The organism is Paenibacillus sp. FSL H7-0918, assembly GCF_038007025.1.
In the GTDB taxonomy this organism is placed as follows: Bacteria; Bacillota; Bacilli; order Paenibacillales; family Paenibacillaceae; genus Paenibacillus_AQ; species Paenibacillus_AQ odorifer.
The window spans coordinates 624,762-651,450 of sequence record NZ_JBBOWJ010000001.1; the positions used below are offsets into that span (position 1 = coordinate 624,762).

Genomic DNA, 26,689 nt, shown 5'->3' on the forward strand with positions numbered 1-26,689 from the left:
TATTAGTTCGAGAATAGGTATGCTGTTTTGCAAATCTTCCTGATTTTCCATAGAAAAATAAGAATGAACACCGCATTGACAAGCGGGGGAAGCTCAGATACTGAAAAATAACATATGGTATATACCAAAATATAGAACCAGCTTAATTTCAGGAAAACCAATAGATAGAATAATATAGGCCCCATAATGTTCTTTCCAATGGTTACGAGCGAAGAGATACGAAGACGTTGTGGATACAGTTTTTTGTTCTTCAACATGGACTTATTCGCAAGGTAACGAAAATGAATGAACTCGTCCTTTTTAGACTCATTAGTCTCCGTTTGTGTAAGAGCTTCCTCAATATGAGAACATGCAATCTTACATTCCAGAATTAAACATTGCACATCTCTATTTCCAGCATCCTCTTGCAACAAATATTCACAATCCTTCATCGCTTCCTCATAACGCTGCAAATAGTAGAGAAGCCGGCCTCTTAATAAGTAACCGTCTCTTTCGTTAGGCCACATAGTGGTTACTCGGTCCAAGCACACCAGCGCTTCCATATAATCAGCAGTATCCAGACAATTCTTAGCTCGCAATAATTGCAGATCAGGATCATACTGAAACAGCTTATTTGCTTCGTCGAGCAGTTGACCCGCTTCAGTATGTTTATCCTCCATCAGCATGAATTGAGCGGATTGCCTCAGATTTAGATAGTGTTCTATGTCAAACTCAAGAGACTCCTGCAAAAGGAAACACTCATAACGCATCTCCATGCTTCCGTCGACCTGCCCCAGTATGTACTCGACTAACTTATTATCATAACGTTGAAGAAATATTTCCTTGTCCTCACGAAAATGAAAAAATGAATCCAACGCCTCCCATACGGCATGAGGCAAATTCCGATGCTGATCAAGGAACAACATAAGCTTATCCCTTAGCCGATCACGATGCTCTATACTCCACATGAAATCTTCATTCAAAAGTGAATGCCACGAAGCTTGTTGAATCCGCCGCGAGAAATCCGCATACAGTTCCCTAATTTGTCTGTCAAAAATATCTGCTGGCTGTTCTTGAAGATCAGCATCAAGTTGGATGGGAAGAGGGCGAAACAGCGCCCACTCGTTTTCATGTGGTATAGAAGTGGTCCCTTCTACTTCTTCCTCGGTGTCTTCCTCCGCAACTTCTTGTTCTTCTTCCTCGCTTTCTTCCTCCTCAGCTTCATCTACTCGTATTACTGTTTCTGCTTGTATCACCATTTTTTCTATTTCTTTTGATATTGCTTCTGCTATTTCTTTCTTATCCTCACCTATAAATGAAGGGACAGTGCTTGCTATACGCTGCCCGGAGCGGGCCCATTTCACGGCTGTATCATAAGCTTCTCTAAGCTGTTGGTATCCTTCAGGGTCATCTTCGGGGTGATGCGATTTCAGCTTTTTGGCATAGGCCTTCTTGATGATAGCTAGTTCATCTGTGGGTTCAATCTCCAACATACTCCAGATTGTCATGTGAAGTATGACCACCCTTCAATTTCCGCCAATTGCTCATTGAAAGCTTGTGCCGCTTTTTCAATCACTTTTTCGTTCTGAGTATATAAAGCATCTTCGAATACTTTCAGACACTGTGCGATAAATTTCCGTTGGTCCCCAAGCACCTCTTCATATAAACGCTCACCTCTAGCAAGCAGAAGCCTGTTCTCGGTACGCTCACGCGGATGAATTTTGATACTCCGCAGTTCCAGTAAACGAGCTTCAATTTGCTTTTTCGTCATTGCACCAGCATTTTGCTCAATGATCATCTGATGCTTCTGACCTGTTGAAACGGTTGTAACCTCCACCTCAAGAATCCCATTCACATCATATGTATATCTGACATCTATACTTTCTTCTCCCCGAGGTGCTTGCGGAATCTGAAACTCCATTTCTCCCAGGAAAAGATTATTTTCAACGCGAGGACTCTCCCCCTGATACACATCCACACTTATGATCTTTTGATTATCTGCGGCTGTATATAGACGTTCTACCCGGCTAACAGGAATCGGAGTGTTACGTTCAATGATCGGAAAGTAATGTCCAGATGACGTTTGTCCGCTTGAACCTCTACGCAGAACACTGGTTCCTAATGTATAGGGGCAAACGTCCGTCAAAATCATTTCATCCAGCGCTTGATCACGCTGCTTCAGCGCCACCTGAACCGCAGCTCCCAGTGCGACGGTCTCATCTGGGCTGATATTCGCATAAGGCATTTTCCCGAACATACGGCTGATAATTTGCTTAATCAGAGGCATTTTAGTCGCACCCCCAATCATCACAATCCCATCCAGATCGGAAGGCTGCAGTGAAGCATCCCGCAATGCTCTTTCTATCGGCTGTCTTAGACGTATTAGTAACGGTTGTACCAATTGCTCAAGCTCTGAGCGTTCTATAGTCAGCACGTATTCTTCCTTCTTAATAACTATCCGCATAGTCGCAGCAGACTCTGTACCAAGAATTCGTTTACTCTGCTCAGCCTGCTTATACAACATCGACCTCGTTATTGGTGTTAATGATTCCGCGTCCAGCTTATTCTTTTGGATAAAATAGGCCACTAGTATCTCTGTGAAATCTTCCCCGCCAAGATAGTTATCTCCGGCAATCGACTTAACATCCATTACCCCTTCGAAAAGCTCCAGAATTGACACATCAAAGGTTCCTCCACCCAAATCAAAAACAAGAAATGAAGTCTCCTGATTCTGATGCAAGCCATAAGCGAGTGCTGCCGCCGTAGGTTCACTAATAAGCCGCTCTACTTGTAAACCAGCCAGCTCAGCTGCTTTCTTAGTTGCTTTCCGCTGAACATCATTGAAATAAGCCGGAACACTGATTATAGCTTTCGTTACGGACTCACCTAGATGATTTTCCGCATCCTCTTTCAGTGACCGCAGAACAAAAGAAGATAACTCTTCAGGAGTAAAAGTCATCGTACCTAGTTTGTATTTCTTTGCTGATCCCATAAAGCGCTTAAAAGTCGAGGCGGTTAGCTGTGGATGTGTAATCAGTCGTTCCTGTGCGATTCTTCCAACCAATACTTCTCCCCCTGCATCTACACTAACAATCGAGGGTGTTACATGCTCCCCGAGTACATTGGGAATAATTACAGCCTGACTGCCGTCCCAATAAGCAGCAAGACTATAGGTCGTTCCTAAATCAATTCCGATTGTTCTCACTACTATCTCCACTCCTTTTATATACAATAATATACAAAGAAAAGAGTCCAAGAATCGAAATGTCACTAATTCAACATATTTACATCCAGAGCATAATAATGAAATTGCACTTCTGCAATAGACATAAAAAAGGTATCTCAAAAGCCACAATGGCTGATGGAATACCTTCATTTTTTGGCGGAAAATATTTTTCTGTACATCATCTATAAAAAAACAGTCTCATTCGTTCTCTGGACGTCCTAACATCTGATCTATCTTCTCTTTTGCACCTTCCCATGAGGTCAATAATGGAAAAGCATATTGTTCACGGGCCCGCAAATTCCATGGATGCGGAATACAAAGCACTTTTCTTCCCTCCTGCAATGCCGGAACCAGGTTATGCACCCCGTCATCGATCAATAGATCGTAGTTAATAAGATTTTTTCGCTTACAGGTAAAGAAATTTTCAATCGGAATAAACGGCATATGCTTCTGCAGCCAGTTCCATTTTTCCACCACCGACTGGGGTTGGGCTGCCGTAACAATAATTACATCATAAGCGTTATGCAGTTTCTCCATTTCTCCTACGACATGTTCGTCAAACAGTTCAAGCTCTTCATACAGACCGGGCCGCCCATAGAAAATCTCTTGTGTACAATCCGGATGACGTAAATGATCCGTATTCCAATCAAGCATTTCCTCATACCGCAGCAGATGCGTGGGAAAATCATTATTATTATGGTATATGGCTCGCTTCACTAGATGGCAAATTGTATCATCCATATCTACTGCAATTATTGGCTTCCTCATCTGCGCCTCCATTATTTTTTTAGATTACACTTTAATTATATACAATGAAATTACGGTTTTCGTCGAGAGTTAATTAAAATCCCGGTTAATGTTTATTAAATGCTTCTACGCATTTTTGGCAGATACAAGCTTTCCCTCTCAGTTCTTCCGGGATCTGTTCTTGCAATTCGAGTGGAATTTCTGTATGGAAACACCAACAGTCACCGCCTTCAGCGCCACAACGATTCAATTCTTTACATAAAGGACAATGGCGTTCTTCAACCAGTATGTTCATCGTATCCAAAATTTCTACTCCCCCAAAAATCAAAAACTATTTTTCTTTGGAAAACCATATCAATAAAATAAATCCAACTTCAATTTCTCTATTATTCCAACACTTGTGAACTCGGTTCACTTGCATTAAGATAGTGAACATTACGAACTCAAATGGGAGAATAACAGATGAATGATAAGAAGCTGAGCTTTTTAGATACCCTACATAGTGACTTACTTGCTACCATGGAAGAAGTATATAATCCTTGCAGGTTTGATTGCTCCGAACCAATTCTTGAACCGCAAAATGCGGAATACGGAGCATATATCTTTACCTTAAATGCGCTGGCCATTAGATTCCGGGTGGCTAAAATCACACCCACTAAAGTCGGGCAATTTGTGACACTATGGGAGCGAATTGGAGATCATCCCATCCAACCCTATGACATCTCAGATCCTGCTGATCTCTTCGTTATAAGTACACGAAATGGGAATCACTTTGGCCAATTTATTTTTCCAAAAGCTGTCCTAAGAGAACAAGATATTCTATCTGATAAAGGTGAAGGTGGAAAAAGAGCTTTTCGAGTCTACCCGCCTTGGGACATTCCCACGAGTCGCCAAGCTCAAAAAACGCAAACATGGCAGTCGGAATATTTCTTGGATATCCCTGCAAATAAACCCGTAGACTACCTTCGTGCGCAAGCACTTTACGGTTTACCCGTAAATCTTACGGTCTGACCTATCTCCTCCACATGTTCCTTATCGCCCTGCAAAATAAAATAATAGTATACATCATCTCCTATTTTCACCGCTTCGGGATATTTAATTATAAGCGCCGCTTGATGATTCCATTCCTCCCCTTGGTCAGCAGAAGGCATAATCAACTTTGCCTTCTCTTCCTCTTTCAACCTCTCTAATGTCAGTTCAGTAATTTGCGGATTGGAGCCATAAGGCTTCAGCTGATGGGAGGCAACGATTTCAGCAACTTCATCTATTGATTGTCCCTCTCCAGACATAGCGGATGATTGAAAAAAACCATCCTCCCCCTGACCCTTCTTATCATCTGCTGAATCTACGACCCATTCCGTTGGATACTTCAAAGAGACTCCATAAGCATTGGAAGTAAAGGTTGCAAGCCCAGTTTGCGTAACCAGCATACCGATTACAGTACCTGCAAGTACAATAACCGCGATAACCAACACCCATAGCCACCGTTTTTTGTATACTCTTATTTTCACGATATCCCCCTAAATCAATAATTAGTTGACATGTACAATATTAGGAAATAAGATATAAACAAACATATGAGCAATCATTCATATGTATTAGTGAGGAGGAAATTAAAATGAGCGATCTTAAAAATATCCTATCTCTACTTCTTTTCTGCATCTTCCTAATTTCTTATCTATTAAAGCTCCTTATACTTTACAAGAAAAACCACATTAAAGGAAACGTTCTGGCTAAAGGCGCTAAACTATCTAAGATCCATTATACCGAGCTATTGGTAAAAACCTCTACTTTTTTATGGGGCGCAGTATGGTTTGTTTTTTCCGTAGCAGAGTCCTTTATGGTTACACTTGTAGACAAAACGTTTGATATTCCTGTAATTCACTTTAGCGGTGTTGGTGTAGCTGCCCTCGGGTGTTCCATTTTCATTCAAGCTATGATTGCTATGCGCACTTCATGGAGAGTTGGGATTGATAAGACTACTGTAACCAAACTCATCACACACGGTATTTATAAATATAGTAGAAACGCTGCATTTGTCGGGTTTGATCTCATGTTTTTGGGATTGTATCTGATGTACCCCAATCTATTAACACTCCTAATATTCATTCTTAACATTGCCGCGATTCATTTACTAATTCTTCAAGAAGAGCAACATTTAATGTCCGTATTCGGAGATGAATATATCCAATATGCCAATAATACACCCAGATATTTTTTATTTTAAAATCTTTTATCAAGCTCCGATAATTTATATTCACTATATCATTTTACATTTTTTACAAGTCCAGAAAACATTCTCTTAATGTAACTACTATAATATGAGACTGTAAACATACATTAGGAGGGAAATTATGAAATCACCGAAAAAGTATGGCGTCAGAACAGCAATTGTAGCGACAGCGGCAACTGCTCTTTTTGTATCCAGCATAGTCACTACAAATGCACCTAATCAAGCAGACGCAGCATCTTCGAACACAAGAAATGTAATTCTGTTTATTGGAGACGGAATGGGTGCTGCTCAGCGTGATGCCATCCGGCTTGCCACCGTAGGTGAAAAAGGAAATCTAGCAATGGATTCCATGCCATACGTTGGATTAATTCATACAAGCTCCACTGTCCCTGTTACAGATTCGGCTGCTTCTGCTTCTGCTTATGCCAGCGGTGTGAAGACTTATAATGGTGCTATCGGAATGGATGCCGATAAAAAAAGTGTTAAGACCATTATGGAATATGCTAAAGATGCCGGGAAATCAACTGGTGTCGTTACTACTAGTCAGATTACAGACGCGACTGGCGCCGCATTTGGTGCTCACGTTGAAGACCGCTCAAAGCAAAGTGATATCGCTCTTCAGCTTCTGACAAAGAGCAAGGTTGATGTTCTGCTCGGTGGGGGTGAGGATTTCTGGTACCCGGCAGGCAATCCCGGCAAATTCCCAGATGAACCCGCTGAAGATCCTTCAGAAAAAAGCAAAGGAACGCAAGGTAACCTTGTGGATAAAGCTAAACAATTGGGCTACACCTATGTAACGAACAAAGCGGATATGCAAAAAGCAAAAGACGGCAAGCTACTTGGAATATTCGCAAACGAGGAAATGTTCCAGCAAAAGCCTGAGGGTGAAGGAGATATTTATAATCCGGTGGTATCGCTGCCCGAGATGACTAAGAAAGCTATAGATACGCTAGCAACAAATAAAAAGGGGTTTTTCCTTATGGTGGAAGAAGAAGGCACTGACGAATTTGCACACCAAAACAACGCTAAAATGACGATTAAATCAGGTCAAGAACTGGACAAATCCGTGCAAGTAGCCAAAGACTTCGCCAAAAAGAATCCAGATACACTGGTTCTTGTTCTTGCCGACCATGAGACCGGCGGATTTTCTATTGAAGCTGTTGACGCAGATGATGAGTCCGGTGACGGCATATCCAAAGAAGACGGTCCATTCGCCATCGCCAATTCCAAACACAATTTTGTAGTGGACTGGACGACCTCAGGCCATACTGCGGTTGATATTCCAATCACAGCTATGGGCAAAAATGCACAATTATTTACTGGAATCTACGAAAACACCGAAGTATTCACCAAGCTTATGCAAGCATCAGGTTTTAAAGCCAAAAAATAAAAGCAAATAATAAAAGACTAGCCAGATTTTTTTCTGGGTAGTCTTTTTCATTTTAAAATACAGTATTTACTTAGCATCTGTTCGCACAACAAAAAGGATATCCTTAGTCTGATCCGCCCATTTACCTGTCAGATGAAATCCTCTGATCGTTGCTCCAGGCTCAAGCGCACTCTCATCATCCAGTTCTATGCCCACCTCTCTGGAGAGGGTCTGAGATTGAATCACTTTTCCATCCATATGAATGGTTATCTCTGGCATCGCCGTGCTGCTGACTTCCTCACGATCACAAATGGTTAATACAAGCAGAAGTACAAAACTTAGGACTGCGATGTATATTCTTTTCAAGAAGACACCCCTTCTTCCCATTGTTCAACTAATCTGATGTGAAATATTCGATTCCCAATATGATCAAACCCAAAATAAAGATGATGATACCAATCACAAGCGGAAAACCTAAAGCTAAACTATGAATCGATTTTACAAATATACCGTTAATTAACGATTACAGCGAGGTGTGTTTATAAAATTCTATTTTTATAGCTAATCCAACGGTTTCCTTATGCTTCTAATTTACGTGACAGCTCCTTAATTAACTCGATCTCTCGTAAAACCATACTTCGGGTGTAAAAATAGAGCTCCTCAGAGTAATCCATATCCTCACTATTGCCAACTACTTTGGATAACTGCTGTAAATGGTCCAGCTTTTCGTTCATATAAGTCTCTCTGTAATCAAGCAATCTTCTACGTGTCTCCTGATCCAAAAGCTCATAATAAGCAAGACGAATAGACCATTCATTATCAATTCGAATAGTCTCCAGCGTAAATTCTGTTAAGCAGGTGTTAAACCGCTCCTCACCCTCAGTAGTTATAGAATATACATAACGTTTAGGCCGGCGTTCCTGAATTTCCGTTTTTTTGATTACCCATTTTCGCTTTTCAAATAATTTCAGCTTTGGATAAAGCGAGTTATTGTTTACGATTTTATCATTGCCCATTACAAAAATAATGTTTTTTTTAATTTCATAACCATGTTTGGCCCCTTTCATTAATTGGGCCAGAATCAAAACTTCAATATCCATAATCATCCTCCGGGCTTCCGGAATACGTATCCGGTTCATCATTTTCTTATATTACCTCAATTACTACATTCCTGCCAAATCACTCGTGATTTTTTGCACATACTTTCACCCTGCTCTTTCGCTAATATAGGTTAAAATAACCTATTTATTTTTAACCTATATGTAGAGAGGAAGTTATCGTATGGAATTCACACATCTATTTAGCAAGGGCACAATCGGAAATATGGAGCTTAAGAACCGGGTCATTTTACCAGCGATGGGCACGAAAATGAACGCGCCGGGTGGATACGTCAGTGATCGTCTGATTGATTACCATGTAGCACGAGCTAAAGGCGGCAACGGCTTAAATACTGTAGAAGTAACAACTATTCACCCAACGGCGGCCTCCGATGATGCTCCTGCCCTTTATGATGATAAATTCATTCCAGGTATGGCTCAATTAGCATTAGCTATTCGAGAGGCAGGAGGCAAAAGCTGTCTACAGTTATGGCATGGAGGTAAAGTAACTCCCAACCTAATTCAGGTCTCCTCTTCACCTGTTCCGTTTGAAGGCGTGACTCATATACCACGTGAACTTGCGCATCATGAAGTCGGCGAGATGGTTCAAGCTTACGCAGATACAGCATTACGTGCGAAGAAAGCCGGATTTGACAGTGTGGAATTCCATGCCGGCCATGGTTATTTGCCCCAACAATTTCTAAGTCCTGCAATGAATTTTCGTCAGGATGAGTACGGCGGTTCTTGGGAGAATCGCTGCCGCTTCCCGCTGGCTTGTATCCGGGCTATCCGGAAAGCGGTTGGACCTGGGTTCCCTATCTTGATGAGAATCTCTGCGATTGAGGATCTACCGGGCGGACTTACGCTGGAAGATATGAAGCTCTTCTCAAAGCTCGCTGAAGAAGCTGGAATTGATGCTATTAATGTATCTCGTGGGGTCCCTGCTGGCGCTGCGATTAAATATGAAGTTCCGCCGATCGATTTACCTGTAGGCTTCAATGTAGATAACGCAGCACAAATTAAATCTGTGGTTAACATCCCTGTTATTGCCGTAGGCCGTATTAATGATCCAGCAATTGCAGACCGGATTATTGCGGAGGGTTTGGCTGATTTTGTAGCCATTGGGCGTGCGCAGCTGGCAGATCCGGAATTCTGCAATAAAGCTTTAGCCGGACGTGCAGACACGATCGTTAAATGTGTGGGTTGCGACCAAGGCTGCTTCGATGGATTCGTGAATCCTAATGTTCCATTTATCAGCTGTGTGTTTAATCCTGCAACCGGTCGTGAAAGTGAATATGAATTGCAGCAAACGGGTATCCCCAAAAAAGTACTTATTGCTGGTGGTGGCCCTGGCGGATTAGAAGCAGCTGTCACCCTGAAACGACGTGGGCATCATCCAATATTATGCGAAAAAAATGACATTCTGGGCGGACAGCTTTATATTGCCGGTGCCGCACCACGTAAAGAGGAAATGGCTGCAGCCGCTCTGAATATGGGAGAAACCGCTAAACGTGAAGGTGTAGACATTCGAATGAATACAGAGGTTACACCTGAATTAATCCAGGAAATTGCTCCAGATGAGGTCATTCTTGCAATCGGATCTTCTCCTATTATTCCGCCTGTGGAAGGCATCGACAGTTCACATGTGGTCAATTCACATGATGTGTTATGGGGAACGGTTCATCCAGAAGGAAGAGTCGTTATTATCGGCGGTGGTTTAGTGGGGCTTGAGGTCGCAGAACTGCTTGTAGAGCGCGGACATCAAATCACTGTAGTTGAAATGCAAGCTGATGTTGCTAATGATCTAGGGCTTCTGCGTAAAATCTGTGTCATGGAAAGTCTATATGGACATGGCGTTGAATTAATGACCAACAGCAAATGTATGGCGATTCAAGGGGATAGCGTAATTGTTGAAAAAGACGGCGAACGTCACAGCCTACCTGCTGATTATGTAGTAATTGCTGTAGGTTCACGCGCCCTCAACAAACAACCCCTTCAGGACTTCTTGGAGGAAAGCTCCATCCCTTATCATGTAATTGGCGATGCGGTGCAAGCGCGTAGAGCGCTGAATGCGATTTGGGAAGGCGCTGAATTAGCTAGACGAATCTAATTAAGCTAACTATATGCTTCATGAAAATAACCCGGCAGGTCCGCCCTGCCGGGTTATTTTTTACTCAGAGTGCATTCGTGAAATGTTATTCGGTAATCGGTATCCATTTAATCCTTCACCCTTCACCCATTATGCCGTTCGGACTCAGGAGACGCTATTGAGCTAAAAATAGCCTTTTTACGAATCTATCGGACCTAGATGCCGCTATTCCGCAAAAATAGGGGTCAAAAGAGGTGCTGCGACGGGAATAACTGCAGTGGAGTCCGAAAAGCTCAGCAAATCAGGATTTAGGTGCTAATAAGTGCAACGGTGTCCGTTAGCGAGAGAGATGCGCACAAAAGTATGGTAAGAAAGATGAAAATGGTGAGAATGTCGAGAATGATGAGATTGGTGAGAATAGTGAAATACTCATCTCAATGACCACTCACATTCATTTTGAGTATCGGCAGCCCAATAAATGCGGCATATCGCTCAGCTTCTTTAAGAACCAACTTTTCCGTATCACCCAGCTCGGCAAAAGGATGGATCATAATCTCAATCCCCTTGGTCTTTAGGGTTCTTTTCCATGTACCCACAACCTGACCCTCCACAACAATCGTCGGAAGAAAAACACCATTATTCCCCGGAACTATTAAAGGAGCAACGTCGGGCTCTAGAACGGCACTTCGGTCTTTATAACCCAGAATGTACTCATCAAAACCCGGAAGCAGATGAACGCCCGAGTCCTCAGCAGTTGGCTCTAGCCGATGAGCAGACATCCAATACTCACTGCTATCAATAACCTCTGATTGCAGTTGACTTTTGGCCGCTTCCAGACCTCTTCTAGCATCGGTAAGGGTTATGCCTGCCCACCAAGCAAAATCTTGAACAGTTGCAAAACCATGTCCAGTGAAATATCTCCGAGCGAGTTCATACAATGATTCATCGTAAGAAAGTTCTCGAAACTGTGGCACCCATTCCTCTAACAAAACAATCGTTTGCTGCTTACCATTCATCGGTCCGAAACAAATCAACCCTTGGTACGCAACATTCCACAACATATGATAACCACGCTGGTTCCCTGTGTGAATACCTTCTTCTTCTATAAGCTGAAGTAGAAGTGCACGATCTAGCTGCTTTCCACCTTGTAAAGCATTAACTATAATATGTCTACAACGTTCTAGTGTCTGATCATCTAGCCCAAGCTCTGCATTCCGCCGCTTTGTTTGTCCTGCTAAACGCGGCACAGATAGCTGATGCATCCACTTTACATCTTCCGGTGGGACAAAATGAAGCGTACCTCGCAGCGTCCAATTCAGAATCATCTTGCGATCAGCGATAGCACGCTCTATATCAGCTAAACTCGAAGATGGAATACGTAACCCGATCGCCCACATCGCCTGCATGTAATCCTGCGCCTGTACTGCCCCTAATTCTTTAACGACCTGTTCGGGCTTGATTAGCTTGGAATCAACGATCTTCTGGTTATATAAACGTTGCGCAGCTATCATTTTATTCGTCACACTTTGCCTCCTTAAGTGATCCTTCTCAAACCATCGTTTAACCTTATTGGAATAATTTTAATATAATTTTTTCCAATCTCATAGTTTTTCTTATTTCTTAGCTGTGGCCCGTCTTACGGTGCGACTACCGATCCCAACAAATCAATGATTTGCTCAACCTGAGCATAAGGTAAACCACCAATATCAATCTGAGCCAGAAAACGATTGTGTCCGTACAGCTCATGTTGATAAAGGATTTTTTCAATAACCTGTTGTGGGCTGCCTACGAGCAGCGCATTTCTCACACTCATGGCTTCAGCAAATTGGTCTTTAGGGTACGCTGATCCACGAAGCTCTTTCATCATGTGATTTAAATATGGGTAATAGTTACGGAATGCTTGCTGTGAATCTTTATCGATATATAAAAGGGTGGTTGTACCCACCGGCAGCTCTGCCGGATTAAAACCTGATTGTGCGGCAACCTGACGATACATATTCACAGAGGTCTTGAACGCTGAAGCAGGTCCACCTAGAACAGCCAGCATCATCGGGATGCCCATTCTTCCTGCCTTAACTGCACTTGCCGGAGGTCCACCAACCGCTCGCCAGATAGGCAGTTTACCATTCAGAGGCTTCGGAAAAATCTCCATATCATTCAGAGCAGGACGGAATTGCCCTTCCCAGGTAATTCTTTTTTCGTTATTTATTTTCATAAGCAATTCAATCTTCTCTTCGAACAATTCTTCATAATCCCTCACGTCATATCCGAACAGTTCATAAGCTCCTAATCGTGATCCACGTCCAGCAACAATCTCTGCTCTGCCTCCGGATAACAAATCCAATGTCGAAAATTCTTCATGTACACGTACAGGATCCGCTGTGCTCAATACAGTCGCTGAACTGATGAGTTTGATTCGTTCCGTTGTATTTGCTATAGCTCCAAGTACGACCGATGCTGCTGAAGTAATAAATTTCGGCTGATGACTCTCCCCCACTCCAAACACATCTAATCCAGCATCCTCTGCTAATTTGGCGGCAGCAATGATCTCTTGAATCCGTTGTCGTTCACTGATTGATTTACCTGTTAAGGCATCTGCAACATGATCACCTAATGTGTATAAACCTATTTCTAAACCCTTATTCTCGTCGATTCTATATTGTTCCATCATGATGATGTCCTACTTTCTTCGCTGTATTATTGGATAGGATGAAGCTTCGATGCAATCTCTTCCCGGCGTTCTTCCAGAAAAGAAGGCAAGGTCAAATTCTCGCCCAATGTGTCAAAAGATTCATCAATCTCAAACCCTGGACCATCTGTAGCAAGCTCGAAAAGAATATGGTTCGGATCACGGAAATACAAGGAATGGAAGTAATAACGATCAATGACCCCTGTGTTCTTGAACCCTGCAGCTGTGATTTTAGCAGCCCATGCGGTTAATTCTTCCAGATCCTTCACTCTTATAGCCACATGATGGACACTCCCTCTTCCCGGTCTTTCCCGGTCTTGATCATTAACTTCTTTGAGCTGAAGTTCAGTGTACAAGCCGCCTTTAGCTGTTTCATAAATATCCACCATAACCTTCGGATCACCCATAGATGGAACTCTACGAACTTGTGTATAGCCTAAAATATCCTCCAAAACAGCCTTTGTACGGCTAGCCTCACGGACAGTCAATTCAACGGGACCCAATCCAACAATGGCATATTGTGGTGGAATATCATCAGTAATCCAAGGTTCTACCAGCTGAGTCACATTATCTTTTTCTGCGGACACCAGATGAACCGTTAATTCATCACTATCCTGAAAAGTAAGCGAATTGCGCTCCTCTATACTTACGATAGCTTCATGAGCGACTTCAAATGTATCTAATCTGCTAGCCCAATATACTAAAGCCTCATCGCTAGGAACGAGAAGAGAGATTGCAGAAATACTGTTCGTTCCTTTCCGGGTCTGGCCTGCATTTGGCATTTCAAAAAAGGATACCTCGGTGCCTGGAGCGCCATTAGAGTTGCCATAGAATAAATGGTACATGGTTGGATCGTCCTGATTTACGGTTTTTTTGACAAGTCTTAGTCCCAGTACTTCTGTATAAAACCATAGGTTTTGTTTAGCGTCTTTAGTAATCATTGATACATGATGTTGTCCGGTTATTTGTGGTTGGCTCATTTTAATTTCCTCCTAATATAATTATGGTTTACTAGTAAACTGATGCTGAAAAAAGGAAGCTTTATTCAGAATAAAGCTTTTACAATACTACTGAACTCCTCGTGGAATTCGATTCTCATTCAGGCTATGGCGGTGAATCTTCTTAAGCATGCTGTAAAATACTTTTTTCTCGTCGTCCGTCAGTGGATCGAATAACGAAGCTTGGAAATCCGATTGCAAAGGAAGCACCTTCTCGATAAGCGCCTGGCCCTTTTCAGTTAAAGAAATATACTTCACCTTCCAATCCTGCTTGCGTTCAATCCATCCTTCTTTTTCTAATCTGCCAAGCATATGTGATACTCCACCTTTAGTAATGGTTAAATGCTCGGCAATATCCATTTGTGTCACAGGCTGATGTAATAGTATTTGTACTAACGCATCAAACTGGCTGACCGTTAAATCAAACTGCTTCAAGAACTCATTGGAAAGATCGTTACTATTGTCATAAACTCTTACCAGCCGCAGCCAGATCAATAAGCTTAGTTTGTTGTCTTCAGTGAATCCATTGTCTCGCATTATGCCACATCCATTACTTTGGAATTGGATCTATTTGATTATCAGTTTACTAGTAATCTGATATGAAGTCAAGTTTCGTATTAACTTAAGAAATAGAGAAGCACAGATAAACCATTACTAAACATGTGCGCGCCTATAGGCACTAATATATTTTTTCTTTTCTCATATAGGTAGGCAAAGATTAATCCAGCAGCCATATAGGAGAAGATATTCCACATTTCGTTATAGTTACTCTGGAACACCACGGCTCTATAGACATGTTGAAAGCCAAATAAAAAGGAGGATATCAGATAAGCCAGAAGACGACTCTTCCTGCGGATCGTTCTATAAATGGTAACCCGATATACTAATTCTTCAATCAAGGGGCCAATCCATACCACGTTCACTGTAAAAATAAATGGATACGAGGACAACATTGCCCGTAAATCCACCTCATTAACAGACTTTGTAATAGGATGAAAAATGGAAATTAGTGTGGGGATCAACATACTTCCGATGATAATAATCAAACAAAGTCCCCAAACCATCCATAACATATTACGGACCCAGTATTGTCTGAAATCATGAATAGCTTGTTTATAGAATCCCCTAAAACCTATAATCACTCCTATGTAGATCAGACTATTCAACATTAAGGCCATTCGATTTTGTTGTTCTGGCTGCCAAATAAAAACATGGTTGAGAATCCCCATAACCGGCCTGATCAAGAGAATAGAGAACAACCCTAAAAAGTACATTACTGCTAATATAACGCCTAAGATCAATTGCCTTTTACTTAATTTTTCATCAATCATTATAATCTATTCCCCCAAGTAAAATTGTTAATAGACTGAATATCAACCATTTTAGCATTGGGAAATTTCATATGACTTAATGTAATCTTACATAGACCTTAAATTTGCCGGTTCAGCTCAATTATAATTTCAAACTGGTTATCTTGCGTATTCAGCTGAACAGTCCCTCCATGAGCAGCTATTATTTTTTGAACAATGAGTAACCCTAATCCAGAACCTGCCGGGTTCAAGGCTGATGGTTGGCCGTAATTAATAAAAGTAAGCTTGGCTCCATCATTCACCTTTTCCAGCACAGCTTGAAACGTAGAACCTTGCTCCTGATAAGCGATGGCATTATAAAGCAGGTTTGAGAATACTCGATTCATTCTTTTTTTATCAAACTGTAGAATTATTTCTTCTGGCTCGATTACAAAATCAGGGATCATACCCGCAGCCTCAAGCTCGGGCAACATATGTATCATTTCTTCTCTCAAGTATTCTGAGAAATCATCTGTTGTAACATCCAAGCGGAATTCGGGACTTTCCATTCTCGATAATTCAAACAAATCCTGAATCAATACATTGGCACGGATACTATTTTCGTATATTATTTTGGCAAATTCCAAATGTTCTATCCGACCGCTCCCCTGTTCTTTTAGTTCAAGCTCTGCGTAACCCATAATACTTGTTAATGGATTTTTTAAATCATGGGATATATCCAATATTAGATTTTTTCGATTGTTTTCACTCTGTTCTTTTAACGAGGTCTGGATCTGAATCACTTCTGCCATATGATTAAAAGCCTGCTCCAGTTGACTAAACTCCCTATTCCCGCCTACCTGCACTCTTGCTGAATAATCCCCATTCTTAACCTTTTTAACAGCAGCGGACAACTGGTCTAAGGGTTTAATGAAACTAACCGCCGTAATTCTCGCATAAATCATCGTGCTTAGAATCAGAATCAACAAATAACCTAACCCAATAAACCCAAGCATTTGAAGGGTATGATCCTGCATAGGTGAATCTGAATTCCAATGGAAACTGCCTGTCATTTTCACTTGTATAGGTAAAGAGACGATCAGCCAAAATTGTTCCTGCTCATTATATTCAACAGTGATCATATCTTTGTTAGCGCCAGTATTCATTAGAAAATCCGTAAATTCTTTGACACTAATCTGCTTGGACGTAAATGGATTGTTGCCAATGGAGTGTATGACTTCGTAATTGGAATTCACAACCTGTAAACTGCCCCCGACATCATTAACAACACTAGTGTCAATTCTTTGATAGTCATTTTGCATAAGCTTAGCAGCCGTTAACTGATTATAAATAATGTCCTTAGATCCCAGCCTGTTCATGCAAAACAAAGCAACAATCACCAATATCGTTATAACCGTTGTTATAAGAAAGATCGCGATATAGTTTTTTAACAATTGATAGGATATATTTTGTTTTCTCATCTTATTTACCTGGGTTGTAGAATTTGTAACCTAGTCCACGCACTGTAACGATATATTCGGGATGGTGCGGGTCCCGTTCGATCTTATTCCTTAGACGGCTGATGGTAACCATAATCGTATTATTATCACTATAGAAATCTTCTTCCCACGCCGCTGCATATAACTTTTTGGGCGTAAAAATTTGATTAGGACTCTGCATCAGACATTGTAACACCTTATATTCCTTGGCATTTAGAAGAACTGGACTTTCATTTATGTACAACATACATTCCTTTAAATTCAGCTTCAATTCTCTATGTTGGATTGTTTCTTCAGTTATCGATTGGCTAAGATCGTATACATTTCTTCGTCTCAGCTGCGCCTCAACCCTAGCCACAAGCTCTGAAGCACTAAATGGCTTCACCATATAATCGTCTGCTCCAAGGCCTAAGCCCACTATCTTATCAATTTCTTCACCGCGGGCAGTTAACAAGATAACCGGAATATGGCTTTTCTCTCTTATCCGTCGCAGCAGATTAAGCCCATCAAGCCTGGGCATTACAATATCCAGAATGGCAAGATTTATTTCATGTTGATTAACAACCTCTAAAGCCTCAATGCCATCCTTGGCTTCGAATACTCGATAGGATCGATCTTCTAAATGTATTTTCACTAGTTTTCTTATATCAGTTTCATCTTCAGCAATCAGTATATTCATCGCTTAATTCCCCTAACTATTCTCAAATAGCTGAGTCTTTTCACTCAGTATAACTTGCCAATACCACTTCGGTATATAAAGCCTAAAGAATACATCTGGAACATCATGATTAAAATACCCATGGATCACCATAATCAAATCTATTAAAATCAATAATTCCAAGTTCCTCGACTTCGTAATGATCATACTCCCGTTTTTTATGATCATAATGAAAAATCTCCGCCGTTCTCAACAATAACGCTCTGCCCTTATGAACCGGTTCAACTCCCTCCCATGTAGAAGCATTCGGGATGTCACTAAAAAATGGAATCATTTCACGACCTCCTTTTAATCAAACTGCTTCACAAAATAGAAAAATTTTCTTATATATTTCTCAGAAAATTATTTTATTCAATTGATGTTGGAACAACAATAGTGTATGATGCATAGTATAGATCGAATACTGTATGACACATAGTAAGTATAAACGACTTCGACGTCCTCTTAAGGACAGCAAGCGTTTAAACCAAAAATATAAGAACAATTTATAAGAGATTATAAATTCTTATATTTTAAATAATGAGGTGGGTGAATGAGTACTTTATTAAATTCTTTAATCACAGAGCTTAGAAGAGGTACGTTAACGCTAGCCGTTTTAAGTCAATTACGAACGCCCCAGTATGGATATTCGCTCGTTCAATTGTTGGAGGAATCCAGCATCATCATCGATCAAAGCACCCTATATCCATTACTTCGCCGATTAGAGAAACAGGAATTAGTGACGAGCAGCTGGGACACATCCGAGAGCAGACCCCGTAAGTATTATGTTCTAAGTGACTATGGCGTAGAGATTTTTTTACAGCTAAAGGAAGAATGGCTTAAGAATTCGAAAGAACTCTACGGCCTATTACAAGGGGAGGATGACCATGAAGCTGATTGAGATTTACATTCATGAAGTTACTCGGAGGTTACCAGAACAAAATCGGGAAGACATCGCATTAGAATTACGATCAACCATCGAGGATATGTTACCGGATGATTATGACGAAAAAGAGGTAAAAGCCGTCCTTGCAAAATTGGGCAATCCAGCTATTTTAGCTAGTGAGTACCGCGATCAGCCCATGTATCTCATCGGCCCACGCTATTTCGATTTATATGTTACGTTATTAAAAATGATTATACCCATCGCTGTAGTTGTTTCTTTAATCGCTCTGGTTGCTGATTACTTGATTGGCTACAGCGGCGATAAAACAGTTGCGGATATTGTTACTGCAGTTATAAGTACAGGAATTGGAACCTTCCTTGAAGTAGGCATCCAAGTCTTTTTCTGGATAACTGTTGTGTTCGCTATTATCGAACGGGCGGATAAAGGAAAGGAAGGTCATCCTCTTACTACAAAATTAAGGAAATGGACTCCTGATGATTTGAAGGATATCGCGCTTGTCCATAAGAAAAAAGCAATTACAAGCTTCGAAGTGTTCGGAAGTTTACTGTGGACTGCCATTTGGGCTACTGTTTATTTTAATGCTGAACACCTGATCAGAGTCTATAGAGGCGGTGAAGGCGCACTTAACTTCGTGGCCCCAGCTTTTAATCAGCATGTATTACTTGATTATTGGCCAATTATTCTTATTGTGATCGGATTAGAAGTCGCGTTAACTATATATAAATTAATCAAGAGACAATGGACTAGAGAATTAGCATTATGTAATACGGCCCTTGAGCTCATTGTACTTATTGTATTCGCTGTTATCCTTATAAATCCGAGTGTATTCAACCAAGAATTTATTAATTACATGTCTAATTTATTAAACACTACAGCTAACCAATTTGAAACGGGACTAGTAGGTGGAGGAATAGCAATCTTGATTTTAGTCGCGGTCCTCAATATATATGAGGGCTTCCGCAAGGCTCGCCATTAGTATTCACAGAACGGCGATTCTCCTGTTATTTGGTGAATCGCCGCTTTGTTTTCTGACTCGTTGAATGCCTGCTTCAAATGCAACAACTTCAACATTGTCAGACCCCTCTGAGAGTTGCGGACCCAGATGACGTTATTTGCACATTTTCTGCCTTTGGAACAGGGCTTCGGACTCCAATGACGCTATTCCCTAGAATCAGCTCCATATCGGGGGTGTTTCAAGGCAATAGCGGCTATGCGGTCCGTTGGCATCCCAAAAGTGCGATATTTCTGGGTTTAGAGTCATCTGTGTCCGATAGGTGTTTCGTATGTGCAAATGTTGGCGAAGAATACGAAAAAAAGGAGTTGTCTCAGCAGCCATTCAGGGCATATGGGACAACTCCTTCTGATTTAATTAAATAGTTCAAGCTCGATAACCGTATCCATCTCATCAGGTAACATCGCGCCTTTTAATGTAATAAAAGCTCCACCGTCAACATCCGAATATTCCTCAGCCATCCACGGCACCTCCACCTTTAGCTCGGTACCATCACGTAGTAATCTAGCCTTATTAATCTTCCCTTTCAAGCCTTGGAAATAGATCGGGCCAATTCCACGGTCGTAGACATGCGCATACAATTTATTGCCCTTTTGCGTATAACGTCCCCACTCTGGCTTAGGTAGCGAAGACTTCCCGCATCCATAAATACTATCTCCATTAAGGCGCATCCACTCCCCAACTTCGTCAAGGATAACCAGGGATTCCCGTGTCATTTCACCTTTAGCATCTGGTCCAACATTGAGGAGCAGGTTACCATTCTTACTGATACATTCGACCATCGTACGAATGACTTGCTTGGTCGATTTATAATTCTTATCCTCGGAATGATAACCCCAGTTGTCATTCAGGGTAATGCAGGCTTCCCAAGGGATGGATTGCCCGTTTACGTCAACAATGCCGCCAGGCGGAATGATCTGCTCGGGGGAGAAGAAATCTCCAGCATACTCCTCAGGTTCTGCCGCACGAATATTGCCACCTAATCGATTGTCGATAATAATATCAGGTTGTATGGAACGAATCATCCGGATAAGCTCCGTCGCCTTCCACTTCTCCCCTGTCATATTATCGTAGGAGAAGTCAAACCACATAATGTCGATTTTACCGTAATTGGTGAGCAGTTCCTTTACTTGCCCATGCATATACTCCAAGTATCTATCGAAATCAATCGGCTTATCTTTGACCGCTTCGTTATCCCGATCAGGATGTGCCTTATCTCCATAACCGGGATAATCCTCATGGTGCCAGTCTATGATAGAGTAATATAGACCAACTGCAATCCCTTCAGCACGGAAAGCGTCTACATATTCCCGCACTAGATCACGCCCAGCGGGCGTATTAGTCGCTTTGAAATCAGTCAGCTTACTATCGAACAGACAGAACCCGTCATGATGTTTGGTCGTAAGCACAGCGTATTTCTGACCCGCAGCTTTGGCTGCACTTGCCCATTTCTTCGGGTCATATCGTGAGGCGTCAAATTCATCGAAATACGTCATGTAATGCTCTCTACTCATCCGCTCGTTGCCGCGTATCCATTCCCCTCTAGCAGGAATTGAATATAAACCCCAATGGATAAACATCCCGAACCTATCCTGTAAGAACCATTTCGTTCTTTCTTCTCTTGTACCCATCTCTCCAACTCCTCCGTTAATGAAAGCTGTGAATCAATCTTTCACTCCACCTAAGCGGTATGGAATAATGCTGCTGCTCCAATTAGGCCTACATCATCTTTGAGAGCGGCAGGTTCAATTGTAAAAGTACCCTTATAAGGATCCATGACAAATAGATCCGTCTTCTCCACCAGTGCAGGGAATAACAAATCTCCAGCCTTACTCACGCCTCCACCGATCACGATCCGATCAGGATTGAACGTATGTACTGCATTGGCTAGACCTAGTGCCATATAATGAATACTCCGGTCAATAACCTCAACGGCCACGGGATCGTTAAGTGCCATGGCTTCAAATACATGCCGCGAAGTAATTTTTTCTCCATTTATATTAGCCAGTTCCGTAATCATCGACGGTCTGCTCTCCATACTTCGCAGCGCCATATCCCGAATCGCTGTGCCCGAAGCGAAAACTTCCCAGCAGCCGAATCTTCCACAGCTACATTCCGTTCCGTTCGGGTCAATAATATTATGACCTAGTTCACCAGCAAATGAATTTTTGCCAAGAAGCAGCTTGCCGTCAATGACGATACCTGCTCCAATTCCAGTGCTAAAGGTAACATAAACCATGTTGTCCGCACCTTTGCCAGCACCTCGGACATACTCGCCCCAAGCCGCAGCGTTCGCATCATTCACTACCTTTACTTCAACGCCTAGCTCCAACTCCATCCAGTGCTTCAGTGGGACATTATCCCACTCCGGAAGATTGGTGCCGTGAATAACGATCCCGTCCTGGCTATTTACAGCTCCGGGAGAAGCCAGACCCACTCCTGTGAGTGGTCGCCCTTCGGATACGGAGCGGATCATATCGATCATTCGCTGCACCACTTCTTTAGCGGTACGTGCCCCAGCCGTTTCCATCAATTCCCGTTTCAACACGGTCCCCTTTGAATCGAACAATGCTGCGGCAATTTTTGTGCCTCCTAAATCGATTCCAACTACGTAGCTCTCAACCTTCTGCATAACCCATTCACCTTTTCACTATCTATTATTAGCCGTTAGAATGAATACTCTCCGCTAACGCCCGTAAGGCTGCTGGATCGATTGGCGACAAAGCGTCTTTATCATAACGAACAGCCGACCCAAAATGCACTTCTGTTACTCCAGTCTGATGTATAAATGAAGTAATACCTTCCGGCTTCAGACCGCTTCCAGCCAGTATACTTACCGTTTTACCCCTTGATTCCTCGACTAGCTTCCGCATAGCAGGAATAGCTTCAGGTGCCGGACCTGGCCCGGCAGAAGTGAGTACACGCGTAATTTGCGGATACTTACAAAGCGTTCGATAACCTTCTATTTGATCCTTCAACTCATCAAAAGCACGGTGGAAGGTAACTTGCAATCCCTCGGTCAACGGCAATAATGTTTCAAGCGCTCGCTCGTCGATAGTCCCTTCCGGGGTTAACGCACCAAGCACAATCCCCGCCGCACCGCTGGCTGCAATTTGCTTTATCTCTGCTGCCATGGTCAAAATGTCATACTTTGAATAGCAAAAAGAACGGCTGTGCGGGCGAACCATAACAAACGCAGGAATGTTAACCGATTTAGCAACTTGTTGCACCAATCCTATCCCTGGTGTTAATCCGCCTTCCGTAATCGCAGTAATAAGCTCCAGGCGGTCAGCCCCGTTCGCTTCTGCTGTAAGGGCATCGTCCATACAGGTAGCGATGACTTCCAATCTCATAACTTTCCTCCACTCTTCCGGTTGTTATTGTTGCGCCTGTTTCATGACATAATCAGCGAGCAGTCGAGCACCATAGCCCGTTGCTCCAGCTTCTGAATACCCCACATCCTGTTTGTACTGAACCGTCCCAGCCATATCAATATGGACCCAGCTCAGCGATTCCGCTACAAAGCGCCGTATAAAAAGCGCTGCTGTAATCGCACCTGCAAAAGGTGAAGTACTAACGTTGCGCAGATCAGCGTAATTGCTTCGAAGATCGACTTCGTATTCATCCATAAGCGGCATGGGCCACAGTCGTTCTCCATTGCGCTCACCGATTTCGACGAGGCTCTGCGTCATCTCTCCATCACCCCATATGCCGGCGATACCTAATCCTAACGCTGCGCCAACATTTCCAGTAAGTGTTGCAATATCAATGACCTTAGTTGCCCCGATATTTGCTGCATGAATAAGAGCATCCGCGATAATAAGCCGCCCCTCGCCATCCGTATTTGCAACCTGAACCGTCAGCCCATTAGGATAGCGTATAACAGACGATGGCAGCATTGCTTCAGCATCTGGTACGTTATCAACAACTGGGATCAACGCGGTCACATTTACATGAGCATGATTCCTTACTAAAATATCCAGCGCCCCAAGAACAGCTGCTGCCCCACCCATATCCATACGTGCATCGCTAATATCACTTGCGGTCTTAACATTCATCCCACCCAAATCGAAGGTAACACCTTTACCCACCAATGCCAGCATTGGCAATTCAGGGTTACTCTCATAGCGAATTTCAACGAGGGCTGGGGAGTGTTTACTGCCTGCTCCAACCGCCAGCAACCCATTCATCTGTAGGTCAACCAGCTCCTGCCCCCGGTAGACATGAACTTTCACTGCTGCGTTATCACGCTCGAAATATTCGACCATCCATTCTGCGAACCGATCCGGATTTAGAGTCCCGGGCACCTCATTCACCAGATCGCGAGCAACCACTGCTCCTTCAGCGCGCATGCGGCCAGTACTTAGTACAACTTCCAGTTCAAGCTTAGTCAGTTCAGGCCAATCAGCTGTCTGGAGCAGCAAATCAACTGAAATGTCTATTTTAGTAACACCACGATAGGTTTGAAAACGATATAATCCGAGAAGCCAGCCTTCAATCCATGCTTGCAGCTCATCCGCAGCGGAAATATTACTTTCTGCTGTCCTACGAACAAATGAAGCTGAATTTCTTCCTTCTCTTAGGGCTGTACGGGCGGCAGATCCCGCTGCTCGGCGAACTCTCTCAAGCGTAAGAGCCCGGCGTTTTCCCATTCCAATAGCTATCACATCGGACTCTTCCTCAGAGCGAGCATATAACCATGTCACACTGCCACTCTGTTTGTGAGCTTCTCCCAGCCGAAGAGGAAAAGCCTCCTCTTCATAGGCTAAGTAGATAAGCGTATCCGCCCCATTAGCGGAATCGAACAAGATATTCATAGCTGTCCCTTCTTTTCCGTAAAGTGTACTCACATTTTAAATTATCGTTCTAGTTTCAACATTTCTTCATCAAAGAGATGACAAGCGAGCTCATGACCTGGTTCAACTTCCCGGAATACAGGCACATGTTGCTTACAGATTTCCATACAGGAAGGGCATCTTGTATGAAAACGACAGCCCGTCGGCGGATCAACGGGACTTGGAAGATCCCCTTTTAGAATAATGCGTTCCTTCTTCAAGCTTGGATCGGGCACGGGAACTGAAGATAACAGCGCTTGGGTGTAAGGATGCAAGGGACGGTCATACAATGTATCCTTATCAGCCGTCTCCACAAGAGAACCCAGATACATAACCCCAATTCGATCACTAATATGCTCGACCACACTGAGATCATGAGAGATGAATAAATACGTCAGGCCATATTCCTCCTGCAAGTCCTGTAACAGATTCAACACTTGGGACTGAATCGATACATCCAGCGCTGACACGGGTTCATCCGCCACAATTAGACTTGGGCGAACGGACAGAGCCCGGGCAATCCCAATCCGTTGCCGCTGTCCACCGCTGAACTCAAACGCGAATCGCTCGGCGTGGAAACTGTTCAATCCAACGGTCTCTAGCAGTTCGCAAGCTAGCTTATCCCGTTCTTTAGAGGACAGCTTCGTATGAATAAGCAGGGGTTCGGCGACAAGATCCTTCACCTTCATACGGGGATTAAGTGAAGCATAAGGGTCTTGAAACACCATCTGCATATCTTTGCGCAGAGGCCGCATTTGGTTGTCTGAGATATGGCTAATATTTTGTCCCTTAAACCACACTTCTCCATGATTGGGTTCCAGTAAGCGAGTCACCAGCCTGCCCGTAGTCGATTTCCCACAGCCACTTTCACCTACAAGGCTGAACGTTTCTCCCTTACGAATGGCGAATGAAATCCCATCAACGGCGTGTAAATATTTAGTCGTTCCGAAGAAGCCCTTCTTCACAGAAAACAACTTCTTCAAACCCTTAACCTCAATTAATGGAGTCTCTTTCATAAACATCCCGCTCCTTCCGTGTCCTCCTGCTGTGTAAGCCAACAACGGCTTTTGCGCTCTAGCCCCTCAATCGGAAGTAGCTCAGGTTCTTGCGACAGACAACGCTCCATGGCAAATTCGCAGCGTGGCGCAAACTTACAGCCGGCAGGCATTTGTGAAAGGTCTGGCACATTCCCTTTTATAGACTCCAAGCGATGTACATTCTGGCGCAGCTTAGGTACCGATTGAATCAATCCCTTGGTATACGGATGTTGTGGTCTGGCGAACAGCTCCTGAACAGAGGCTTCTTCCACCACACGACCTGCATACATAACAACTACCCGGTCACATAATTCGGCAACTACTCCAAGATCATGGGTAATGAGCAGCATTCCCATATCCTGTTCATCTTTCAACTGCTTCATCAGATCAAGAATTTGCGCTTGAATCGTTACATCGAGTGCGGTCGTGGGTTCATCGGCAATCAACAGCTTTGGATGACAAGACATGGCCATTGCAATCATAACCCGCTGTCTCATCCCGCCGGATAGTTGATGCGGATATTCATCGATTAATTCCTCTGCGCGAGGGATACCTACAAGCCGCAACATATGAATCGCATGCTCACGAGCCTTCTTGCGTCCATAACCCAAATGCAGTCTAATCGGCTCTGTTAATTGCAGCCCAATCCGCAGCACTGGATTAAGAGAGGTCATCGGCTCCTGAAAAATCATTGCCAGATCATTTCCCCGGATTTGGCGCATCTCCTTCTCAGAAATCTTCGTCAAATCCTTTCCTTCAAAACGCACAGAACCTTCAGAAATTCTGCCCGGCGTATCTTTAAGCAACCGCATGATCGATAATGAGGTTACACTTTTGCCACAACCAGATTCACCAACCAGGCCTAGCACTTCACCTTTTTTAATAGCAAAGTCTACCCCCGCAACCGCAGTTATACTTCCATCGCCGCGTTTGAACTCCGTTTTCAGCCCTTGTACATCCAACAAATGTTGAGTCATGTCTTGTCC

General features: G+C 42.9%; 27 protein-coding genes. 6 read left to right on the forward strand and 21 right to left on the reverse strand.

What is annotated here, in order from left to right:
* Positions 1–2: 2 nt before the first annotated feature.
* From MHI15_RS02995 to MHI15_RS03010, 4 genes are all read right to left on the reverse strand, one after another.
* Positions 3–1,487: a J domain-containing protein gene (locus tag MHI15_RS02995; RefSeq protein WP_341164116.1), complete on the reverse strand. Its 1,485-nt coding sequence runs from the start codon at positions 1,485–1,487 to the stop codon at positions 3–5.
* Positions 1,484–3,184, reverse strand: a complete 1,701-nt coding sequence (locus tag MHI15_RS03000) for a molecular chaperone HscC (RefSeq protein WP_341164117.1) — start codon at positions 3,182–3,184, stop codon at positions 1,484–1,486. The genes MHI15_RS02995 and MHI15_RS03000 overlap by 4 nt, the downstream gene beginning before the upstream one ends.
* Before the next feature lie 219 nt (positions 3,185–3,403).
* Positions 3,404–3,973: a 5' nucleotidase, NT5C type gene (locus MHI15_RS03005; protein WP_076129874.1), complete on the reverse strand. Its 570-nt coding sequence runs from the start codon at positions 3,971–3,973 to the stop codon at positions 3,404–3,406.
* A gap of 85 nt (positions 3,974–4,058) precedes the next feature.
* Complete coding sequence (locus tag MHI15_RS03010) at positions 4,059–4,247, reverse strand: cysteine-rich CWC family protein (protein ID WP_076310487.1); 189 nt, start codon at positions 4,245–4,247, stop codon at positions 4,059–4,061.
* A 167-nt stretch (positions 4,248–4,414) separates the two neighbouring features.
* Between MHI15_RS03010 and MHI15_RS03015 the strand changes: the two genes are divergently transcribed.
* Positions 4,415–4,963 carry a MepB family protein gene (locus MHI15_RS03015; protein WP_076301747.1) on the forward strand — a complete coding sequence of 183 codons (549 nt, stop codon included), beginning with the start codon at positions 4,415–4,417 and terminating at the stop codon, positions 4,961–4,963.
* Here MHI15_RS03015 and MHI15_RS03020 read toward each other — a convergent pair.
* Positions 4,933–5,463, reverse strand: a complete 531-nt coding sequence (locus MHI15_RS03020) for a hypothetical protein (protein WP_341164118.1) — start codon at positions 5,461–5,463, stop codon at positions 4,933–4,935. The genes MHI15_RS03015 and MHI15_RS03020 overlap by 31 nt on opposite strands.
* 107 nt (positions 5,464–5,570) lie before the next feature.
* Here MHI15_RS03020 and MHI15_RS03025 point away from each other — a divergent pair, with 107 nt between their 5' ends.
* Both MHI15_RS03025 and MHI15_RS03030 read left to right on the forward strand, forming a co-directional pair.
* Positions 5,571–6,179, forward strand: a complete 609-nt coding sequence (locus MHI15_RS03025; protein WP_076281480.1) for a methyltransferase family protein — start codon at positions 5,571–5,573, stop codon at positions 6,177–6,179.
* Positions 6,180–6,306: 127 nt separating this feature from the next.
* Positions 6,307–7,575: an alkaline phosphatase gene (locus MHI15_RS03030; RefSeq protein ID WP_076129878.1), complete on the forward strand. Its 1,269-nt coding sequence runs from the start codon at positions 6,307–6,309 to the stop codon at positions 7,573–7,575.
* Between the two features lie 66 nt (positions 7,576–7,641).
* On the opposite strand, the gene MHI15_RS03035 is transcribed toward MHI15_RS03030, so the two are convergent.
* Together MHI15_RS03035 and MHI15_RS03040 are read right to left on the reverse strand one after the other, a co-directional pair.
* Entirely contained in the window at positions 7,642–7,920 is a 279-nt protein-coding gene (locus MHI15_RS03035; protein WP_076278739.1) for a hypothetical protein, read from the reverse strand.
* A 212-nt stretch (positions 7,921–8,132) separates the two neighbouring features.
* On the reverse strand, positions 8,133–8,660 hold the full coding sequence (locus MHI15_RS03040) for a helix-turn-helix transcriptional regulator (protein ID WP_172628838.1): 528 nt from the start codon (positions 8,658–8,660) through the stop codon (positions 8,133–8,135).
* Positions 8,661–8,835: 175 nt separating this feature from the next.
* Between MHI15_RS03040 and baiCD the strand changes: the two genes are divergently transcribed.
* The gene (gene baiCD / locus MHI15_RS03045; RefSeq protein WP_341164119.1) at positions 8,836–10,761 is read left to right on the forward strand and encodes a bile acid Fe-S flavoenzyme BaiCD; all 1,926 of its coding nucleotides are present in this window, start codon (positions 8,836–8,838) and stop codon (positions 10,759–10,761) included.
* 413 nt (positions 10,762–11,174) lie between these two features.
* Here the strand turns inward: baiCD and MHI15_RS03050 are convergent, their stop codons facing one another.
* From MHI15_RS03050 to MHI15_RS03085, 8 genes are all read right to left on the reverse strand, one after another.
* A complete protein-coding gene (locus tag MHI15_RS03050) occupies positions 11,175–12,263 on the reverse strand; it encodes a winged helix DNA-binding domain-containing protein (RefSeq protein WP_341164120.1) in 1,089 nt (362 codons plus the stop codon).
* Between the two features lie 113 nt (positions 12,264–12,376).
* Entirely contained in the window at positions 12,377–13,408 is a 1,032-nt protein-coding gene (locus MHI15_RS03055; protein WP_341164505.1) for an LLM class flavin-dependent oxidoreductase, read from the reverse strand.
* A gap of 29 nt (positions 13,409–13,437) precedes the next feature.
* Entirely contained in the window at positions 13,438–14,409 is a 972-nt protein-coding gene (locus MHI15_RS03060; RefSeq protein ID WP_076281476.1) for a ring-cleaving dioxygenase, read from the reverse strand.
* A gap of 87 nt (positions 14,410–14,496) precedes the next feature.
* Entirely contained in the window at positions 14,497–14,964 is a 468-nt protein-coding gene (locus MHI15_RS03065; RefSeq protein ID WP_076129882.1) for a MarR family winged helix-turn-helix transcriptional regulator, read from the reverse strand.
* Between the two features lie 80 nt (positions 14,965–15,044).
* Complete coding sequence (locus MHI15_RS03070) at positions 15,045–15,758, reverse strand: CPBP family intramembrane glutamic endopeptidase (RefSeq protein ID WP_076179130.1); 714 nt, start codon at positions 15,756–15,758, stop codon at positions 15,045–15,047.
* Positions 15,759–15,856: 98 nt separating this feature from the next.
* Positions 15,857–17,197 (reverse strand): sensor histidine kinase, encoded by a 1,341-nt coding sequence (locus MHI15_RS03075; RefSeq protein ID WP_076179131.1) that lies wholly within the window; start codon positions 17,195–17,197, stop codon positions 15,857–15,859.
* Position 17,198: 1 nt separating this feature from the next.
* The gene (locus MHI15_RS03080; RefSeq protein WP_076281473.1) at positions 17,199–17,894 is read right to left on the reverse strand and encodes a response regulator transcription factor; all 696 of its coding nucleotides are present in this window, start codon (positions 17,892–17,894) and stop codon (positions 17,199–17,201) included.
* Positions 17,895–18,003: 109 nt separating this feature from the next.
* The gene (locus MHI15_RS03085) at positions 18,004–18,207 is read right to left on the reverse strand and encodes a hypothetical protein (RefSeq protein WP_340396928.1); all 204 of its coding nucleotides are present in this window, start codon (positions 18,205–18,207) and stop codon (positions 18,004–18,006) included.
* Positions 18,208–18,465: 258 nt separating this feature from the next.
* Between MHI15_RS03085 and MHI15_RS03090 the strand changes: the two genes are divergently transcribed.
* Positions 18,466–18,813, forward strand: coding sequence for a PadR family transcriptional regulator (locus MHI15_RS03090; protein WP_076129886.1), 348 nt, complete (start codon positions 18,466–18,468; stop codon positions 18,811–18,813).
* Positions 18,800–19,795, forward strand: a complete 996-nt coding sequence (locus MHI15_RS03095) for an HAAS signaling domain-containing protein (protein WP_076281472.1) — start codon at positions 18,800–18,802, stop codon at positions 19,793–19,795. The genes MHI15_RS03090 and MHI15_RS03095 overlap by 14 nt, the downstream gene beginning before the upstream one ends.
* Positions 19,796–20,184: 389 nt before the next feature.
* Here MHI15_RS03095 and MHI15_RS03100 read toward each other — a convergent pair whose 3' ends face one another.
* The 6 genes from MHI15_RS03100 to MHI15_RS03125 are packed head-to-tail and all read right to left on the reverse strand — an operon-like array spanning position 20,185 to position 26,680.
* Positions 20,185–21,462, reverse strand: a complete 1,278-nt coding sequence (locus tag MHI15_RS03100) for an alpha-L-fucosidase (protein ID WP_076281537.1) — start codon at positions 21,460–21,462, stop codon at positions 20,185–20,187.
* A 50-nt stretch (positions 21,463–21,512) separates the two neighbouring features.
* Positions 21,513–22,463 carry an ROK family protein gene (locus MHI15_RS03105; protein WP_076129889.1) on the reverse strand — a complete coding sequence of 317 codons (951 nt, stop codon included), beginning with the start codon at positions 22,461–22,463 and terminating at the stop codon, positions 21,513–21,515.
* Between the two features lie 28 nt (positions 22,464–22,491).
* Positions 22,492–23,184 (reverse strand): copper homeostasis protein CutC, encoded by a 693-nt coding sequence (locus MHI15_RS03110; RefSeq protein WP_076183112.1) that lies wholly within the window; start codon positions 23,182–23,184, stop codon positions 22,492–22,494.
* A 24-nt stretch (positions 23,185–23,208) separates the two neighbouring features.
* Entirely contained in the window at positions 23,209–24,648 is a 1,440-nt protein-coding gene (locus MHI15_RS03115; protein WP_341164121.1) for a leucyl aminopeptidase family protein, read from the reverse strand.
* Between the two features lie 41 nt (positions 24,649–24,689).
* The gene (locus tag MHI15_RS03120) at positions 24,690–25,682 is read right to left on the reverse strand and encodes an ABC transporter ATP-binding protein (protein WP_139332068.1); all 993 of its coding nucleotides are present in this window, start codon (positions 25,680–25,682) and stop codon (positions 24,690–24,692) included.
* Positions 25,679–26,680 (reverse strand): ABC transporter ATP-binding protein, encoded by a 1,002-nt coding sequence (locus tag MHI15_RS03125; RefSeq protein WP_076129893.1) that lies wholly within the window; start codon positions 26,678–26,680, stop codon positions 25,679–25,681. Before MHI15_RS03125 ends, MHI15_RS03120 begins: the two co-directional genes overlap by 4 nt.
* Positions 26,681–26,689: the final 9 nt, after the last annotated feature.